This is a genomic window from Amycolatopsis coloradensis, assembly GCF_001953865.1.
GTDB lineage: Bacteria > Actinomycetota > Actinomycetes > Mycobacteriales > Pseudonocardiaceae > Amycolatopsis > Amycolatopsis coloradensis.
Window position 1 is genome coordinate 1 of sequence record NZ_MQUQ01000046.1, and the last position, 16,401, is coordinate 16,401.

The 16,401-nt window shown below is 66.5% G+C and carries 15 protein-coding genes; 11 read left to right on the forward strand and 4 right to left on the reverse strand.

Annotation, left to right across the window (positions count from 1 at the left end):
• Nucleotides 1-1,423 precede the first annotated feature (1,423 nt).
• Complete coding sequence (locus tag BS329_RS41315) at nucleotides 1,424-3,100, forward strand: acetate and sugar kinases/Hsc70/actin family protein (RefSeq protein WP_143253447.1); 1,677 nt, start codon at nucleotides 1,424-1,426, stop codon at nucleotides 3,098-3,100.
• Between the two features lie 83 nt (nucleotides 3,101-3,183).
• A complete protein-coding gene (locus BS329_RS41320; RefSeq protein WP_076169036.1) occupies nucleotides 3,184-3,828 on the forward strand; it encodes a cell division protein ZapB in 645 nt (214 codons plus the stop codon).
• Nucleotides 3,829-4,386: 558 nt separating this feature from the next.
• Here the strand turns inward: BS329_RS41320 and BS329_RS41325 are convergent.
• Nucleotides 4,387-5,064, reverse strand: a complete 678-nt coding sequence (locus BS329_RS41325) for an EAL domain-containing protein (RefSeq protein WP_076169038.1) — start codon at nucleotides 5,062-5,064, stop codon at nucleotides 4,387-4,389.
• On the opposite strand from BS329_RS41325, the gene BS329_RS43715 reads away from it, so the two are divergent.
• A complete protein-coding gene (locus BS329_RS43715; protein ID WP_076169040.1) occupies nucleotides 5,044-5,337 on the forward strand; it encodes a hypothetical protein in 294 nt (97 codons plus the stop codon). The genes BS329_RS41325 and BS329_RS43715 overlap by 21 nt on opposite strands.
• A 296-nt stretch (nucleotides 5,338-5,633) precedes the next feature.
• On the opposite strand, the gene BS329_RS41340 is transcribed toward BS329_RS43715, so the two are convergent.
• Both BS329_RS41340 and BS329_RS41345 read right to left on the reverse strand, forming a co-directional pair.
• Nucleotides 5,634-5,855: a hypothetical protein gene (locus BS329_RS41340; RefSeq protein ID WP_143253448.1), complete on the reverse strand. Its 222-nt coding sequence runs from the start codon at nucleotides 5,853-5,855 to the stop codon at nucleotides 5,634-5,636.
• Between the two features lie 96 nt (nucleotides 5,856-5,951).
• Nucleotides 5,952-8,774: an AfsR/SARP family transcriptional regulator gene (locus BS329_RS41345; RefSeq protein ID WP_244197506.1), complete on the reverse strand. Its 2,823-nt coding sequence runs from the start codon at nucleotides 8,772-8,774 to the stop codon at nucleotides 5,952-5,954.
• 445 nt (nucleotides 8,775-9,219) lie between these two features.
• Here BS329_RS41345 and BS329_RS41350 point away from each other — a divergent pair, with 445 nt between their 5' ends.
• From BS329_RS41350 to BS329_RS41370, 6 genes are all read left to right on the forward strand, one after another.
• Nucleotides 9,220-9,768, forward strand: coding sequence for an RICIN domain-containing protein (locus tag BS329_RS41350; protein ID WP_158075896.1), 549 nt, complete (start codon nucleotides 9,220-9,222; stop codon nucleotides 9,766-9,768).
• Between the two features lie 318 nt (nucleotides 9,769-10,086).
• Complete coding sequence (locus BS329_RS41355; protein ID WP_244197502.1) at nucleotides 10,087-10,740, forward strand: alpha/beta hydrolase; 654 nt, start codon at nucleotides 10,087-10,089, stop codon at nucleotides 10,738-10,740.
• On the forward strand, nucleotides 10,737-11,381 hold the full coding sequence (locus tag BS329_RS45080) for an FAD-dependent oxidoreductase (RefSeq protein WP_244197503.1): 645 nt from the start codon (nucleotides 10,737-10,739) through the stop codon (nucleotides 11,379-11,381). Before BS329_RS41355 ends, BS329_RS45080 begins: the two co-directional genes overlap by 4 nt.
• Nucleotides 11,382-11,438: 57 nt before the next feature.
• The gene (locus BS329_RS45085; RefSeq protein ID WP_244197504.1) at nucleotides 11,439-12,002 is read left to right on the forward strand and encodes an FAD-dependent oxidoreductase; all 564 of its coding nucleotides are present in this window, start codon (nucleotides 11,439-11,441) and stop codon (nucleotides 12,000-12,002) included.
• Nucleotides 11,891-12,772, forward strand: a complete 882-nt coding sequence (locus tag BS329_RS41365) for an acyl-CoA dehydrogenase family protein (RefSeq protein WP_244197505.1) — start codon at nucleotides 11,891-11,893, stop codon at nucleotides 12,770-12,772. Before BS329_RS45085 ends, BS329_RS41365 begins: the two co-directional genes overlap by 112 nt.
• The gene (locus tag BS329_RS41370; RefSeq protein WP_076169049.1) at nucleotides 12,769-13,593 is read left to right on the forward strand and encodes an SDR family oxidoreductase; all 825 of its coding nucleotides are present in this window, start codon (nucleotides 12,769-12,771) and stop codon (nucleotides 13,591-13,593) included. The genes BS329_RS41365 and BS329_RS41370 overlap by 4 nt, the downstream gene beginning before the upstream one ends.
• A gap of 50 nt (nucleotides 13,594-13,643) precedes the next feature.
• On the opposite strand, the gene BS329_RS41375 is transcribed toward BS329_RS41370, so the two are convergent.
• Nucleotides 13,644-14,240 (reverse strand): TetR/AcrR family transcriptional regulator, encoded by a 597-nt coding sequence (locus tag BS329_RS41375; RefSeq protein ID WP_076169051.1) that lies wholly within the window; start codon nucleotides 14,238-14,240, stop codon nucleotides 13,644-13,646.
• 123 nt (nucleotides 14,241-14,363) lie between these two features.
• On the opposite strand from BS329_RS41375, the gene BS329_RS41380 reads away from it, so the two are divergent.
• Nucleotides 14,364-15,704, forward strand: a complete 1,341-nt coding sequence (locus BS329_RS41380; protein WP_076169053.1) for a flavin monoamine oxidase family protein — start codon at nucleotides 14,364-14,366, stop codon at nucleotides 15,702-15,704.
• 205 nt (nucleotides 15,705-15,909) lie between these two features.
• A complete protein-coding gene (locus BS329_RS45630; RefSeq protein WP_425266400.1) occupies nucleotides 15,910-16,359 on the forward strand; it encodes a YunG family protein in 450 nt (149 codons plus the stop codon).
• The last annotated feature ends 42 nt before the right edge of the window (nucleotides 16,360-16,401 follow it).

Consider the following 16,401-nt stretch of genomic DNA (forward strand, 5'->3'; position numbering starts at 1 on the left):
AAACGCCGACAACGAGCCCTGGGCAAACTCACCCCGGTCGAGTTAGAGACCATCTACACCGCCGCGTCAGCGGCCTGAAACACCACACCCCCGGTGTCAACCAAACTCGGGGCAGTCCCTTATCCACCAGATGAAGCAGCGTCAGGTTCAGGCAGAGGGCGTCAAACACAAATGCGGGCACATTGGTCGAAGTGGTAGGCAATGGCTGAGCGGTCATGGGACCGCGTGGTTTGCGGTACTCGGCGACGGCGGCGGCGATGGGGAACACTGCGGTCGCGATCTCGGCGAGCACGAGGGGTCACTAGCCGCTGTGAGGGCGCGACCGCCAGAGCGGATGGGCTCCCGTGCGGCGTGGACGGTGCCAGCGCTGGTTCTTGACCTGGGTACGCTCGCGAGCATCGGCCTCCCTCGGCGCGAAACAGCAACGACCCACTCGCGTTACGGAGGGAATAGCCGAGGCGCAGACGTGCTCGTTACGTGGAAAGTCATCCCGTTCGCGCGAAGGACCTCAGGCCGACCCGGCCGCGTGCGGGCAGAATCGGCCCGCGCTACCGCCCGCACGTCGAGACACATCGTCGAAGGCATCACCTATATTTCGGGCAGTAGTGGTTCTGCCGCGCTGGCCGGGCTGGGAGAAATGCACCGCCGATTCCTATGCGGACGTGGGCGACGCTCCCGCCTACGAGCCGTATCTGCGCACGAAAACCTTGACGGCGGACTCCGCCATACCTTCGAGTCGTCGTCCGCGAGCGCCCGAACGCCCTGCCGCGACCGGGATTTCAGCGGCCCGTCAGCGGCAAGGGCAAAGAGCGCAGAAAGCATGTCTTCGACCTGATAAACGTGTTCGCTCACTTCAGGGCCGCTCGACGCCATCGAACCGCTCCGTGACACCAGCGCCTTCGGGCGACTCTCGGAACTGCGGCTTCCCGGCTGCTGCGGATCTGCTCCGACGAGCGTTCGCACGCGCTCCGGTCTCTGGTCTACGCCGAACTGGCGGCGTTCCGCCGAGCCACCGCGCGGGCAAAGCCGAGCTGGATCCGCCGGCGGCGCACAGCGAATCTCGTCCGTAAACCTCGCCTCCGGGCGAGTCCGATGTCTGGATGGAAGCCGATTCTCCGCATCCATCGGCGGCCGCTTACGCTTAGGCAACTCTCAATCGCATATTCACTCTTCGCCGTGCACGAATGGCCGCAAGCAAGACCGCAATGCACTACTCGGAGCAATAAACAACAAGGATCTGTTTACAAAGTGCGCACCGACGGGTGTTGACCCGGTGCACTGGAATCCAACAGCAGGGTCAGGTGATAAAACTGACTGACTTTCGGCGACTGGAGGGATATTCACGATGGTTTCGCATGGCCCGATCTTGCGGATCGCGATCGATTTCGGTACATATGCGAGCGCCCCGGCGTGGTGTATTCCCGTGAGCAGAGACGAGGACCCGGCCGGGCGGACCATCGTCACCATTGGCCAATGGCCCGGACAAACGGTGGCATCGGTCAAAACACGGACCGCGTTGCTCCTGGACCGGGATGGGAACGTCATCGCGTGGGGCGACGACGCCGTTGTCCGCTGGCGGCAGCATCGGAAGGACCGCGTGAGGCTGGGCTGGCGGTTTGAAGAGTTGTTCAAGATGAACCTGATGGATGACACTGATCCGCATCCGCTGGGTGCGCTCGCACCTCGGTCGACCTCGGCGACTGAGGACCTCATCACGAAGTATCTGCGGTGCATGCTCGACCGGGTCCTGGAGGAGATCTCCGAGGCCGGGTTCACCGCCGAGGACGCGCTGTTCTGTCTGACGGTGCCGAACATCTGGAACGACGGCAACAAAGCGATCATGCGCCGATGCGCGCGCAACGCCGGCTTCCCCGAAGACGACGACCGGCTCATCCTGGCGCTGGAACCTGAAGCCGCCGCGCAACACGCCAGGGTCGCCGGGATCCGCGTCCCGGGACGAACCAATGACCGGCAACTGCTGATCACACCCGGCCAGCGCCTCATCGTCGCCGATTGCGGCGGCGGAACCATCGACCGCACCTCGTACCGAGTGTGCGCGGACGGGTCCCTGGAAGAGACAGGAACATCATCCGGGCATCCCGGTGGAGGTGCCTACGTCGACAGAGCGTTCGTCGACACTATCCTCATCCCCCGCTTGGGCGGGGCCGACCGGTTCAGGAAACTCCAGGACACCTGCCCAGACGGCATCGACGCCGTCCTCGACCAGTGGCAGAGCGCGAAGCTACATATCACGGCCGACAACGACACACCCAGGTACTTCTCCTTCTCCGCGGACCTGTACAAAAAGCTGCCGCTGCGTACCAGGAAAGACCTGGTCGCCGCCCAGGACGGCGAGGACCGGGAGATCGTGGCGTCCCCCGAGGAGATCCGAGCGTGTTTCGACGCGGTTGTCCAGGATGTCTGCACCCTCATCAGCGACCAGGTCAACGAACTCGCGAAAGAGCAAGAGGACGACGACCCCCCGATCGTCGTCCTCCTCACCGGCGGGTTCGCCGCCTCCCCCTGCCTGCGAGACAGTGTCACCGCGCACCTTGGTGATGAAGCCGTGGTCGCGGTATCGCCGGATCCGCAGGCCGCGATCGTCCGCGGCGCTGTGCATTTCGCCTGCCGGCCGGACACCCGCGCCCGCCGGGCACGCCGAACCTACGGTCTCGGGACCTCACGCACCTTCCGGCCCGGGATCGACCTCGAGGAGGACAAACGCCAAGCCGAAACCGACGACGGGAAGCTCTTCGACGTCTGCGTCACACGCTTCGAATGCCTCGTGAAAAAGGGTGCCCTCGTCCCCAGCGACCATGAGACAGAGTTCGGTCCCTATACCCCGATCCGGGGCCTGCAACGGGACCTCGACCTCGACTTTTATGTCACCGACGGGCCGGCGCCAGGGCACGTGACCGCGGCGTCGTGCCGCCATATCGGGACCATCTCGATCGATCTCCGCCCGGTGGCGGGGCGGCCGCTGCACTCACGCGGCGTGCGCATCTTCCTGAAGTTCGGCGAGACAGAAATCAAAGCACGCGCGGTACTCGTCGCGACCGGCAAGGAGACACCGCTGCGCCTGAATCTGGAGACCTCATGAACGACGCCCACTGGGACAGAGTGCGCCGTTCCCATGGTTTGCCCAGCTGGAGATATGCCCCGAAGCCCCTGTTCATCGAACCCGTGGGTACCCCCGCGTCCGAACTGCTCCTCCAAGCCGAGGTCGAACGGCTGAACGCGCGGGTCACCGAACTACGCGACCAACTCGACCAGGCCAACGCCGAGAACCAGCGCTTGCGCACGCGGATCGTCGACCGGATCATCACCCCGCCGACACTGACCACCCTTGATCAGAGCAAGCACGAACAGCACGCCGAACGCTACCTCGACCTCGTACACCAGATGTGCCGTAGGCTCGCCCGCGCCGGGTGCGACCAGACCGGCCGCGATGCCACCCCTGCGGCGATCGCCGGGAACATCAGCATCATCACCCGCACCCTCTTCGCCGACCCCGGCTCAGCCACCGACCTGTGTCTTCGACTCGGTCTTGACCCCCACCGCCACAATCGCGACGCGACCGACCTCGTCCGCACCGCCACCGACCTCGCCACGGACGCCGTCGACTGGGACTTCCACGCCCCGATCGGCACACGCCCAGACCCCGCCTTCCAAAAGCCCTGGGGAACTTGCGACCCCACCACACCCGTGGTCTTCGTCGTCGCCCCCGCCTACCGCGCCAACGGGCGCCTCTACGCCAACCAACAGGTCTTCACTCAACAGCACGCGCCACGCGCCAACCTGACCAACTACCTCATCCGGCGGCAATGACCCGGCGCCGGGAAACTGCCGCGTCATCGGTGGAGGGGTCCCTTGAGTAGGAACCGGAAACCGGGTGGCCATGTCCAGTACGACTGGTGAACCGGCCGCCGGTCCTGCACGACGGCGCCGCCCGGCGTGGCCATGTCCGAATTCGTGGTGAGTCAGAACGAGCACGTGCGTTCGTCCACGCCGCTGAGGTTCCAGGGCTCGGTATGCCGGGAATCACCGTCCGCATCGCTCCGCCGCGCTGGTCCCCACGCAACGAGTTGCTGCTCGGCTGGACATGAGGCGGCGAGTACGCATGCGGCGGGTCCCAGTTCAGGCGCCGATCCTTGGCCGGGTCCTACCACGTCGCGTCAGTATGCCTGACAAGGATGCCCGGGTGGAGCGATCGCATTGCCGACGCACGCCACGCCGGCCTCCCCGACGTTCTGCTGCGGGGATGGGACCGTTCAGTTCGCGCTCGCGTTTACAGCCCCACTGATGATTATAAATTCGATGGACGTCGCCGGCGGCAAGCCGATACCCATCCGCCAGTCAGACAGCGTCGCGTCGGCGATCAGGTCGTCATCGGGGCTGCCGGGTGATGTCGTGTGCAGTGACGGTGCTGGACTGTTGATAAAGGTCGAAAACCGGCTGCCCATGCACGGTGGTGGTGTGGTCGGTAAGCGCTTGTGCGTTCAAGGCGCGGATCGTCCTCAGGGCCGCCTCAAGCGGTAGCCCGCCCGCGGGAGTGGCGGTGAGAGCGGCGACCGTACCGGCGGTGAGCGCGATGGTGGCCCAGTCGACGGTCGTGAACGCCTGCAGCGGGATGTGGTCGTCGAGGACGTCGGTCAGGGCCAGGCGGATGCCGGTGTACCCCAGCGGCAATTCCCGCAGCCGCCGGTGAATGGCGGGGTGTCCGGTGAGGGCGTGGGCGGGGACGGCGAGCTGGAGCCGGCCTGGCGGGATTCCGGTGTCGGCGGCGATGGTGGTGAGGTTGTCCAGCAGTGGCTCGTCGTGGACCGTGCTGCCGGGCAGTTCAAGCAGGATCGTCGGTACCGCACCGTGGGCGGCCCACGCGACGGAGTCCTGGGCCGTGCAAGCCAGAACTGTGGGGAGTGCCCAGGATAGCAATCCGGTGTGGTCAGCCGGGTCGGCGATGTCGCACAGGTCCCGGCGGCTTCCGGCGGGACTTCGCCAATAGGGCTGGGGGCGGACCGCGGCGAGACTGCCGAGGGCGGTGTGGATGGGCTGGTAGTCCACGTCCAGGGCGTCACGGTCGTGGACGGTGGCCAGTTCGGCGAGGAGTTCGAGGCGGTGGTGGTCATCGCGGCCGGGCTGGTGCGTGGACTGGTCGGCGTGGATTTAGGGTGCGCGGGCATCGTCGGTGTCGTGCAGAGCGCGGCGGGGACGGCGCAGAAGGTCGTCGAGCGTGTCGCCGGGCCGGGCATCGGCGATCCCGACGCGAGGCCGCAGGCGGATCCTGGTGCGCATCGATCCGGGCCGGATCCCGCAGCCAGTCAAAGAGTTGCTTGACCAGATATGTCACGGTTGTCCAATCGGTGAGGTCCTAGAGCAACACCAGGACGTCCTCGCCGCGGCGGCCGACCAGCTGCCGATGCCGGGCGGGATCGTGCACACCACGGACCCGGGAGTGCAGCTGCGCGAGGAGTGCATGGTCGTCACGGGCGATTCCGGGCGCTCCGGTCGCGGATGCCGGCGAGAGTGCCGTGCTGTGGCTCAGGTCGTCGAGGCACGGGCGATGTCGAGCTGGGCGGGTTCGTGTCCTCGAGATGGTCCAGAAGCGCGGCGACGCCGTCACGAGAGGTGGTTCAGGCGACTTCATCGCTGGTCAACGGAATCAGGGTCATCAGCTCGGCCACAACATTCCGATCGGCGCCGAAGAGCACGTCGAAGTCGTCGAGGTGGGGGTGGCCACTGATGAGGACGCCGGTGATGCCGGTGCGTTCGAGCCGCGGCCGGTCGTTACGGATCACCTGGTCGTTGACGACTCCACGGCCGTGCTGCAGGACGATCTCCAGAGTGGCCCGCACGAGGAAACCGTGCGGCGCCGCCCTGGCCATGCGTCACGGAGCACACGAGTTCCTGCGGATACACCGCGCTGATCGGCTGGCCGGAGAGACCGCGTGTTACTTGTCGCTGTCGTGCAGACTGCCCGATAGCGTGGCGAGCAGCGTATGGACATCGTCGGCCTCGGGTGCGCAGAGCTCGGCATAGGCGGTTAACGCCGTTTCGAGGTGGAATGTCGCCCGGGCACGGTTTCCGGCAGCTCGGTGGGCCGTGCCCAGGCCGTAGTGGGCGCGGGCGCGTTCGTACAGGTGACCGGTTCGGCGGGCGAGGGCCAGGGATTCCTCGTACAACTCGACCGCCTCGGAACCGGATTTCGTAGCGGCCAGCTCGTTGAGGGTCGAGATCTCGAGGTTCGTGTTTCTGCAGGACCTCGCGAAAGTCAGCGCGCGGTGGAAGTGTTCATCAGCGTCGTCAGATTGTCCCAGGCCAGCATGGGTATTGCCCAGCGCCGCGAACACCAGTCCGCCTAACCCAGCCGACCCGAGGTCCAGAGCGATCGCGCCGCTTCGTCGCAGGTAGCCGTTTGCGGTTCGGTGGTCGCCGTTGCGACGGAAATGGTCGCCGATATGGAACAGCGCGGCCCCTTCCAGCAGTGCGTGTCCGCTCCGGCGTGCGGTGACGAGCGCCAGCTCGTACTGATTCCGGGCGGTCGCGGACTCACCTCGGAGATCATCCACCGAAGCGGTACCTATGCGGGCAATACTTTCGAGGAGCTCGTTTCCCTGGTCCAAGGCAATGGTCAAAGCCTCCTTGAAGTGGCCGGCAGCGTCGCCGTAGCGACCGAGCACGAGTAGAGTCATGCCGACGGCTTGATGGGCAAAGCCCTTCTCCTTGGTGCCCGGGCGCGTCAGCTCGAGAGCAGTCGCGTGGAGGGTGAGCGCCTCGTTGTGGTGCGCACCGATATACAAGTACCGCCAGAGCGTCGCCGACAGCTGGATGACGTGCCCAGACAGGGATTCCGGGGCACCGGTTGCCATGGCGAGCATGGTGGTCCGTTCGGCGTCCAACCAGGCCCGCGCGGCATAGCCGTCCGCGAAACGGGGTTGCGGTCCCGCCGACCGCGTTGCCGGGGGCCGCAGGTAGGCCTCATCGGGCGACACCCACTCCATGGCGGTCGAGGCCCAGCACAGGTAGTGGTCGAACAGCCGGGCCGACGCCGCGAGCCGGATAGGGGTGTCATCGGTCTCGACCGCGAGCTCGGAGGCGTAAAGCTTTACGAGGTCGTGCATCCGGAACCGCCCCTGCGGAGTCTCCTCCATAAGACTGGCGGCGCACAGCACGCGCAGGAGGCGGGAGTCACCGATCATGGCGGTGGCTGCTACACGTTCGATATCGTCGGCGGGCGCCAGCCCGAGCAGGCGGAACGCGGACGCGGAGGCAGCGTCGAGGGATCGGTAGGTGGTGTCGAACACCGCGCGCAGGCTCGCGGTCAGCTCACCGGTGTCGAGTGCGTCCAATCGGCTGTCGCGCAGCTCGGCGGCGATTGCCGCCAGCCGCCGTTCGGGCTGTGCAATCACCCGTGCGCCGACGATCGCCAGTGCCAGCGACATTCCTCCGCACTGACGGATGATCTGCTCGGCGGCGCCGGGTTCGTCGGCCAGCTGGGCTGCGCCCAGCTTGTGTGCGAGCAGGTCTCGAGCCTGCCGTTCATCGAGGGGTCGCAGGGGCAGCGTGTTCGCGCCGTGGGTGGTGAGCAGGCCGCCGAGCTCGTGCCGGCTCGTGATCAGGACCGAACACGACGACCCGCCGGGAAGCAACGGGACGACGTGTTCGGTGTCGCGCACGTTGTCGAGCACGACGAGCAACCGACGCCCGGTCGTAAGGGTCCGGTACAGCGCCGCCTGCGCCTCCGGTTCTGGAGGAATCGACGTCGGGGCGATACCCAGCGCGCCGAGGAGCCCGCGGACGGCGCGTTCGGCGGGCATCGGTTCGTGGACCGGGTCGAAGCCGCGGAGGTCGACGTAGAGTTGTCCGTCGGCAAATCGGCTCGCGTGATCGGTCGCCCACCGCACCACGAGCCAGGTCTTTCCCAGACCGCCGGCGCCGGAGACAACCACCACAGCACCCGGGGCGGCGAGCAGCCTGTCGAGTGCCGCGAGTTCGTCGGTGCGCCCGGTGAAGGACAGCGGCGCAGCCGGGAGCTGCTGCGGGGCCGGTGTCTCACCGCCCGGTCCCCCGCCAGCCAGGATTCGTTCGTGCAACCGGCGTAGACGTGGCCCGGGGTCGGCGCCGAGCTCGTCCGCCAGGCGCGACCGGACCTCTTCGTACTCCCGCAACGCGTCGGCCGGGCGCCCGTCGAGGAACAGGGCCTCGATCCGCTGCGCTGCCTCCCGTTCACCGACTACGCCGCCCGTCGCGGGCTCGGCCAGCACCTGCGCATGGGCGCCACTGCGCAGCCGCAGTTCATTGCGGTCCAGACGTGCTACCTCGTGTTTACGCTCCAGGTCGTCGCGGACACTGTCCGCCCACGGAGAATCCAGCTCCCCCAGTGGCCTGCCTCGCCACAGCGTCAACGCCTCGTCGTACAGCGCGAGCGCCGTGGTCTCGTCCGCGGTCGTTTTCGCGCGCGCGAGGAGATTCTCGAACCGGTGAATGTCCACCGTCTGCGGATCGGCGCGGAGAACGTAGCCACCGTGGTCACGCTCGATCGTGACACCGTCCAGCGCGGCCAGTGCCCGCCGGAGCCGCGACACGTAGCCATACAGCGCGTTCCGTGGCTGCGCGGGTGGCCGCTCAGCCCACACCCGATCGATCAACCGGTCGACCGGCACCACCTTGTCGACCTCCAGCAACAGCACCGCCAGAACATCACGCTGACGCGCATGTCCCACGTCTAAGCGGACTCCATCGGCGACAACATCAACACCACACAGCACCCGCATGCTCACCACAACTCGTCCCTCCCTGCCTCCACACATAGCGGATCGCCAGTATCCCTACAAGGTGCGTTCAAGGTTTTCCGAATGACCCCGCCGCACGCTGGCAACAGCCAACGATCAGTGCTGGGAGCTGTGATGACCTACCAGACGTACCTCCGGACACGGATACCCGAGGTTCTCGCGCGAAATCTCGACCGTCGTCCCCGGCGGCGGCGAAAAGAACGCGCTTTGGCCCGCGTCCGCGGGCACCGAGTCTCGACCAGCGGTCAACGCCGCAGGCGCAGCCGACCGCACCTATACACCGACCTACCAGAGAAGGAGGTTTGTAGTGGCACCAAAACTCAGGCGATCCGCCGCATGGCGTCGACTGCTCCGATCGGCAAACCACCACCTGAGGTCAACCCATGGAGAAATCATGAGACTATCCCGGACAACAAAGATTGTCATTGTGGCGATCGTAGCGATGATCCTTCCCCTGGCCATTGCCGGCGCAACGCCCGCAGAACCGCGAACAGGGCGGGAGGCGACCTCTCCCGCCCTCGAAGCAGCCCAGCAGCGGGCCAGGCAGCTCAACGCGCCGGTGAGGTACATCAGCGACGGCACAACGCACTACGCCGGACTTGTGGAGCAGGCGGGAAATACCTGCCTTGACCTCGCCGAGGGCACCGGGCCCGCCATTCTCCATTTCCGGTGCCACGGCCTCGACAACCAGGTTTGGGTTCTCCAAGGTGCCAGAGACTATTGGGAGATTAAACCACTTAAAGACACCAGCAAATGCGCCGACGTCGAAAGATCGACAGGACCGAACGTTATCTCGTTTACCTGCCGGCAAACAGACAATCAGCTATGGGAATGGTGGACCGACGAAAGAAATGTCTCCTGGTTCTCGCCTGCTTCGAACCGCCTCACCTGCCTTGACGCGGAGGGCGATCACGGCACCCGAGCGCTAGCTTGGCGGTGCCATAATGGCGGCAACCAGCATTGGCAACTGATCTAGCCGAGACCGGTTCTTTAGGGCAGACCACGGTTCCGGCGCTTTCGGCCTGGGTGGCGGCATGGGGGTGCCGCCACCCAGCGCCTTGCTCCTGGAGAGCAACGCTGTGCACGGTAATACCAAGCCATGACCAGCGGTGCGGTTATCGTTGGACCTGCTTGCTCGACCATGTTCTTCTCGCCACGGCCAGCGACACCCAGCCCGCGTTCGCCGTCACACCGACCGCGAACGGACGCGCGAGCGACCTGGAACACCGCCGGTGGACGGTCGCGACCTCGCGGCCACGACCGACAAGCTGCTTCCACCAAGCCGGCCGTTCTTGTGACGCGTCTGCTCGCCGGCCGGTTAACGCCAGAGCCGTTCCAGGGGACCGGTGGACACCTCGCGCTCCCGGCGGCGCACGACGACGCGCTCGCCGCGTGGCAGTACGCCCTCGACCACGCCGCCGACTGGGGAATCGACCCGCACCGGATCGTCGTCGCCGGTGAAAGCGCCGGAGGCAACCTCGCCGCCGTACTCTGCCAGCAGCTTCGCGGACATCCTGTCCAGCCGATGACGCAGGTGCTCATCCAGCCGGTCACCGACATCTCGGAACGACGGCCCTCCCAACTCGAATTCGCCGGATCCCCCGCGTTGTCGGCCAAGCAGATCGCCTGGTTCATGGACCACTACCTCCCAGACGGAACCGACCATCTCGACCCACGGGTCTCCCCCTTGCTCGCCCAAGACCTGACAGGTCTCCCCCGGACCATCGTGACGATCGCCGGATTCGACCCGCTCCGCGACGACGGACTCGCCTACGCCGCAGCGCTCACGGCGAACGGAGTACCGGCGGAGGTGATCCACGAACGCGAGCTCGTGCACGGCTACATCGCCTTCACCGCGATCAGCCCGAGCAGCAGGAGGGCCACGAGACGGCTGGTACGGGCCATTTCCGCGGCTCTGACGTCGACAGCGGAACTGAGCAGCTCATGACCGAATCCCTCCACGCGCACACGGCGGACGTCGTCGTGATCGGGGCCGGGATCGCGGGCTTGATGGCGGCGACCACGCTGTCCGATCGAGACGTCGTCGTGCTCGAAGCCACCGGCCGGGCCGGTGGTCGCGTGGAATCGGTCCGCCAGGGCGACTACTGGATCAATCTCGGCACCCAGTTCACCGAGGGCACCGGCCCGCTGATCGATGCCCTCGAACGCCACCAGGTCGGCATGGGGACACTGGCGGGCAAGAAGGTGGCCCTCGCGCTCCACGGAAAACAGGTCGACACCTCGAATCCGTTCGCCCTCATGTTCCGATCCCGGATGAACTTTCGGGACCGAACCGCCCTGGCGGCCATCGGCGCCCGCATCCTCGCGGCGGCACCCTTCCTGCAGCTGAACCCGGACAACCGCCTGGCGAAGCGAGTGCGGGCGAAGCTCGATGCCCTCTCCGCGTCGTACGTGCTCCGAGGGGTCAAGTCAGAGGTCGCGCGGGACATGGTCCGGTCGTGGGCCGGGCAATGGATGGGATGCGAATCCGAGGAGACCGCCGCGACCCAGTTCGTCATCTCGATGGGCATTCTCCTGACCGACCCGGCGAAGGTTCCCAATTTCTCCCTGCCGGAAGGAGGAAACTAGACCCTCACCGACATCCTGGCCGACGACCTCGGCGATCGGCTGCGGCTGAAGTCCCCGGTGAAGTCGGTCGAGTGGACCGAGGACGGCGTCGTCGTGGACTACGAGGACGAGAACGGACCGGCGCGTATCCGAGCCCGCCGCGCGATCGTGACCGTTCCCAGCGATGTCGCGGTCAAGATCATGCCGGGCCTCCCGGCCGAGTACCGGACGGCGTTCGACGACATCCATTACGGCCGGTACGTGGTGGTGGGCTTCTTCACTAGCGAGGAAGGCCCGCAGCAGTGGGACGACTACATCGCCGTGTCGACGCCCCAGCTGTCGTTCCAGGCGATGTTCAACCACGCCGCCGCCCTGCGCGGTCCCGGTCCACGCAAACCGGGCAGTGCTCTCGCGTGCTTCGCTGGCGGTGCCGTGGCCGACAACCTCTTCGAACTCACCGACGAGGAGATCGTCACCACTCCAGCAGCATCGCGGCCGTCTTCGACGTCCACTGCATCCTCGCTGGCAACGTGCTCACCCACGGCACCGCCGTCCAGCAGCAGCGGTGGCTGCGTCCGGTGGCCGCAGGGACCATGGTGGGCGCCTTCGCCACGACGGAACCGGAAGCATCGTCCGACCTGAGCCCGCAAGCGATCCGGACGGTCGCCGTCCAGCACGGTGACACCTGGATCCTCAACGGCCGCAAGCGCTGGATCTCCAACTCACCGGTCGCCGGGTTCATCGTCACCCTCGCCCGTACCGGCGACCGGCTCTCGATGTTCATCGTCGACACCACGCTGCCCGGAGTCCGGGTCGGCGAACCCGACCAGAAGATGGGCAACCGCGGGCAGCTCACCGCCGACGTGTGGTTCGACGACGTCGAACTGACGCAGGCCTCCCTGCTCGGAGGAGAGCCAGGACACGGACTCCGGCACGCGCTCGCCACCCTCACCCTCGGCCGTATCGGCATCGCCGCCGCCGGTGTCGGCATGGCGCAGGCCGCGTTCGACCACGCCGTCGCGCACCTGTCGACCCGCGAAGCGTTCGGCCGGAAACTGGCCGCCAACCAGCACTGGCAGTTCCTCATGGCCGACCGTGCCACGGAGATCGAGAACGCCCGCAACCTCTACCTCAAAGCCGCTCTGCGGCGCGACGCCGGCGAGATCTTCCCCGAACCGGAAGCCTCGATGGCCAAGTTCTACGGCAGCCGCCTCGCCGTCGACATGGCCCGCGACGCCGTCCAGGCGTTCGGCGGCCTCGGCTTCGCCCGCGAACTCAGCGCCGACGGCACGCCGGGCCCGGTCGAGGCGATCTACCGCGACAGCAAGATCGGTGAGATCTACGAAGGTGCCAACGAAATCCTGAAGTGGGTCATCGCCCGCGGCATCTTCGGCAAGGAGATCACCGGATGAGCCTCCCCGGCCGCACCCTGCTCATGTCCGGCGGCAGCCGCGGCATCGGCCTGGCGATCGCCCTCGCCGCGGCCCGCCGGGGCGCCAAAGTGATCCTGCTTGCCAAGACCGACACACCACACCCTCGACTGTCCGGCACCATCCACACCGCCGCCGCCGAGATCGACGCCGCCGGAGGCCAAGCGCTCGCCGTCGTCGGCGACGTCCGCGACGATGCGTCGGTACAGCAAGCAGTCGAGCGAGGCGTGGACCGGTTCGGCGGCATCGACATCGTGGTCAACAACGCCTCCGCGCTGGCACTCGACGGCACTGACACGCTCACTATGAAGCAATTCGACCTGATGACCGGCATCCAGTTACGCGGCACCTACCTGCTCACCAGCAAAGCCCTCCCCCACCTGCGCGAGGGAACCAATCCCCATATCCTCTCGCTCAGTCCGCCCCTCAACCTCTCTCCCACCTGGCTCAGCGCCCACCCCGCATACACGATGGCCAAATACGGCATGACACTCCTGACCCTCGGCTGGGCCGCGGAGTACGCCGAACATGGCATCGCGGCCAACTGCCTGTGGCCCGAGACCTACATCGCCACCGCCGCATTGAAGAACATCCTCGGCGGAGACGCCGCAATAGAGCGGTCACGCTCACCCGAAATCGTGGCCGACGCCGCAGTCGAGATCTTCCAACGGCCCGCAAAAGACTGCACAGGCAACACATTCCTCGACGTCGAGGTGCTCCGCGACGCCGGAGTCACCGACCTCTCCTCATATGGCGGCACCAGCGAAGTCGAGTACGACATCTTCATCGACCATCCGCGGTGACGACCCGCCACCCGAGTAGCCCACCGAGGCGGCAAACGGACCGAGGGTGGTCACACGCCCGCCAGACCTTTTGCCATCTTCATCAACGACTCCAGTCCCTCCCGGGCACGTGCGTCGTCAGGATCGCAGACGTACTGCAGGGTCAGGCCGTCCACGCCGGCGACGATCATGCGCGCCAAGTGGTCGAAGGAAACAACGACGGTCTCGCCCGCGCCCTCGGCGGCGCGCCGGCACCAGTCGGCGACGACGGCGGCGTACCGCTCGTACTGGTGCCGGGCGAGGTCCTCGTGACCGGCGGTGCGCAAGGCGTACATGGTGAGTTCGTACTGCAGCAGCTGCAGCTCGCGCCCGTTCCGGACGAGCCTTCCCCAGTACGCGTCGAGCCCCTGCCGGATCGCGCTCGCCAACCCACCCTCGGTGACGGCGGACTCGGCGAGAACCTGGGCGATGTCGTCGACGACGCTCTCGATCACAGCACGGAGCAGTTTCTCCTTGGAAGGGAAGACATACTGCATGGTGGCCAGCGGGGCCCCCGCCTCGGCGGCGACCACACGCACCGATGTCTTGGCGACGCCGTGGGCGGCCAGCGCGGTGCGCGCGGCCGCGATGAACTGCCGCCGGCGTACCGACGCCTCGACGTACGGCATGACCACCCTCTTTCGGTCGGATGACCGAGATTTTGCCACGAACCCTTGTCAGACACGCGCGGGCGCACCTAGCCTGAGACAACTCGGTCACTTGACCGAATCTCCGGAACCAAGGAGCGCATCATGAAGGTCGTGGTCGTCGGCGCGGGACTGGCGGGGCTGTCCGCAGCGCGGGAACTCAGCCGGAGCGGGGCCGAAGTGGTCGTCCTCGAGGCCCGCGACCGGGTCGGTGGCAGACTCGAGGGCGGCGAGATCAACGGCCATCCGATCGAACTCGGCGGCACCTGGATCGGCGAGGGACACTCCCGGATGCACGGGCTCGTCGAGGAGCTCGGGCTGGAAACCTTCCGCACCTGGAACGACGAGGGCCGGGTACTCATCCGGCTCGGCGGCAAGCGCGCCCTTGTCAGCGGCACCAAAGGCGCCGTCCCCAGGCTCAACCCGGTCGCGCTCGCCGACCTCGCGCAGGGCTTAGCCCGCTTCGGCAGGCTCGCCCGCACCATCGACCCCGCCCAGCCGTGGGCGCACCCGAAGGCGCGCCTGCTCGACGGCCAGACCTTGGAAACCTGGGTACGCCGCACCCTGCGGACCCCGAGCGGACGTGCCTACTTCAGAGTCGCGACCGAAGCGATCTTCGCCACCGACGCCCACGACCTCTCCCTGCTGCACGCGCTCTTCTACGCGGTCAGCAACACCGACCTCGAAACCCTCCTCGCCGTCGACCGCGGCGCCCAGCAGGACCGCGTCGTGGGTGGCTCGGTTCTCGTGGCCCAACGGCTCACCGACGGCCTCGATGTCAGGTTGTCCACCCCGGTCATCTCGGTGGCCCACGACGCAAACGCCGTCACGGCTATCACCCCCGACGGCGAGAAGTTCACCGCCGACCGTGCCGTGATCGCCCTCCCTCCGACGCTCGCCGGACGCCTGCGCTACGACCCGGTGCTGCCCGCCTGGCGCGACCAGCTCACCCAGAAACTCCCGGCCGGCACCGTCGCCAAGACCTTCGCCGCGTACCCGACCCCGTTCTGGCGCAAGCACGGACTCAACGGCCAGATCGTGTCCGACACCGGCCCGGTCAAAGTCACCTTCGACGTCTCCCCGCCAGGCGGTGAGATCGGCATCCTCCTCGGCTTCGTCGAAGGCGGCGACGCCCGGCGCTGGCAACGCCTCCCCGACACCCAGCGCCGCCGGGCCGTGATCGACTCCTTCGTCCAGCACCTCGGACCACAGGCGGCCACCCCGACCGCCTACGTGGAAAAGGACTGGAGCGCCGAGGAATTCACCCGCGGCTGCTACGGAGCCCACTTCGCCCCCGGCGTGTGGACCAGCTATGGCGACATACTGCGGCCACCCATCGGCCGGATTCACTGGGCAGGAGCCGAATATGCCGTCCACTGGAACGGCTATATGGAAGGCGCTGTCCGTTCCGGCCACACGACCGCACAAGAGATCATCAAGCTCTAACCCAGCTCAACATTCACCCGGCGCGCAGTTGCGTCATCGCTCTCTGCGCAGGGAGACACCGCGCATAAGCCCAATACCTCGCACACCAATCCCCTGGACGATGCCCGGCGGTCAGGTGTCAAGCACGTGGATTGACACAACGAACCGTACCGTTCGTTCTGCCGATAAGGTCCTCCTTCTGAGAAACACGGTTTGTGGGGGGCGGATGACTACTGTCTGGTCTTTGACGGAATTGGAAGCTGTGTTCCGGCGATGTTGGGATGAGCGAACGTGTGACCCGGTCAACGTGTGGGATTCCGCTAATCCCGCTGCTGGCCATTGTGGGGTCACATCGATGGCCGTGGCGGAACTGCTCGGCGGTGTCTTGCTCTGGTCGGAGGTCTTTCGACGCGATGGCCGACCTGACGGGCTGCACTATTGGAATCGCTTGCCGAGCGGCCTGGAGTTCGACCTCGCTCGTGATCAGTTCAGAGACGGCGAACATTCCGGCGAGTCGTCTGTGCATCAGCCGATCCGAATCGCCACCGCGCGAATGGCCGCTCGGTATGACCTTTTCGCAAGCCGTGTGCGAGCTTGTTTGGGTGGGTTGACACCGGAAGGAATTCCGGCCGCGCGCATCGACTCCCAAAGTGCCGATATGCCGTCGAAGGCTTAGAGCTTGTCTCATGTGGTGAGTTTGCGGAGTTTCTTGTAGCAG

Coding starts and splice junctions, on each gene's coding strand:
- BS329_RS41345 (WP_244197506.1), bottom strand. CDS start 8,774: ATGCGGGTGCTGTGTGGTGTTGATGTTGTCGCCGATGGAGTCCGCTTA.
- BS329_RS45080 (WP_244197503.1), top strand. CDS start 10,737: ATGACCGAATCCCTCCACGCGCACACGGCGGACGTCGTCGTGATCGGG.
- BS329_RS41370 (WP_076169049.1), top strand. CDS start 12,769: ATGAGCCTCCCCGGCCGCACCCTGCTCATGTCCGGCGGCAGCCGCGGC.
- BS329_RS41375 (WP_076169051.1), bottom strand. CDS start 14,240: ATGCCGTACGTCGAGGCGTCGGTACGCCGGCGGCAGTTCATCGCGGCC.
- BS329_RS41380 (WP_076169053.1), top strand. CDS start 14,364: ATGAAGGTCGTGGTCGTCGGCGCGGGACTGGCGGGGCTGTCCGCAGCG.
- BS329_RS45630 (WP_425266400.1), top strand. CDS start 15,910: ATGACTACTGTCTGGTCTTTGACGGAATTGGAAGCTGTGTTCCGGCGA.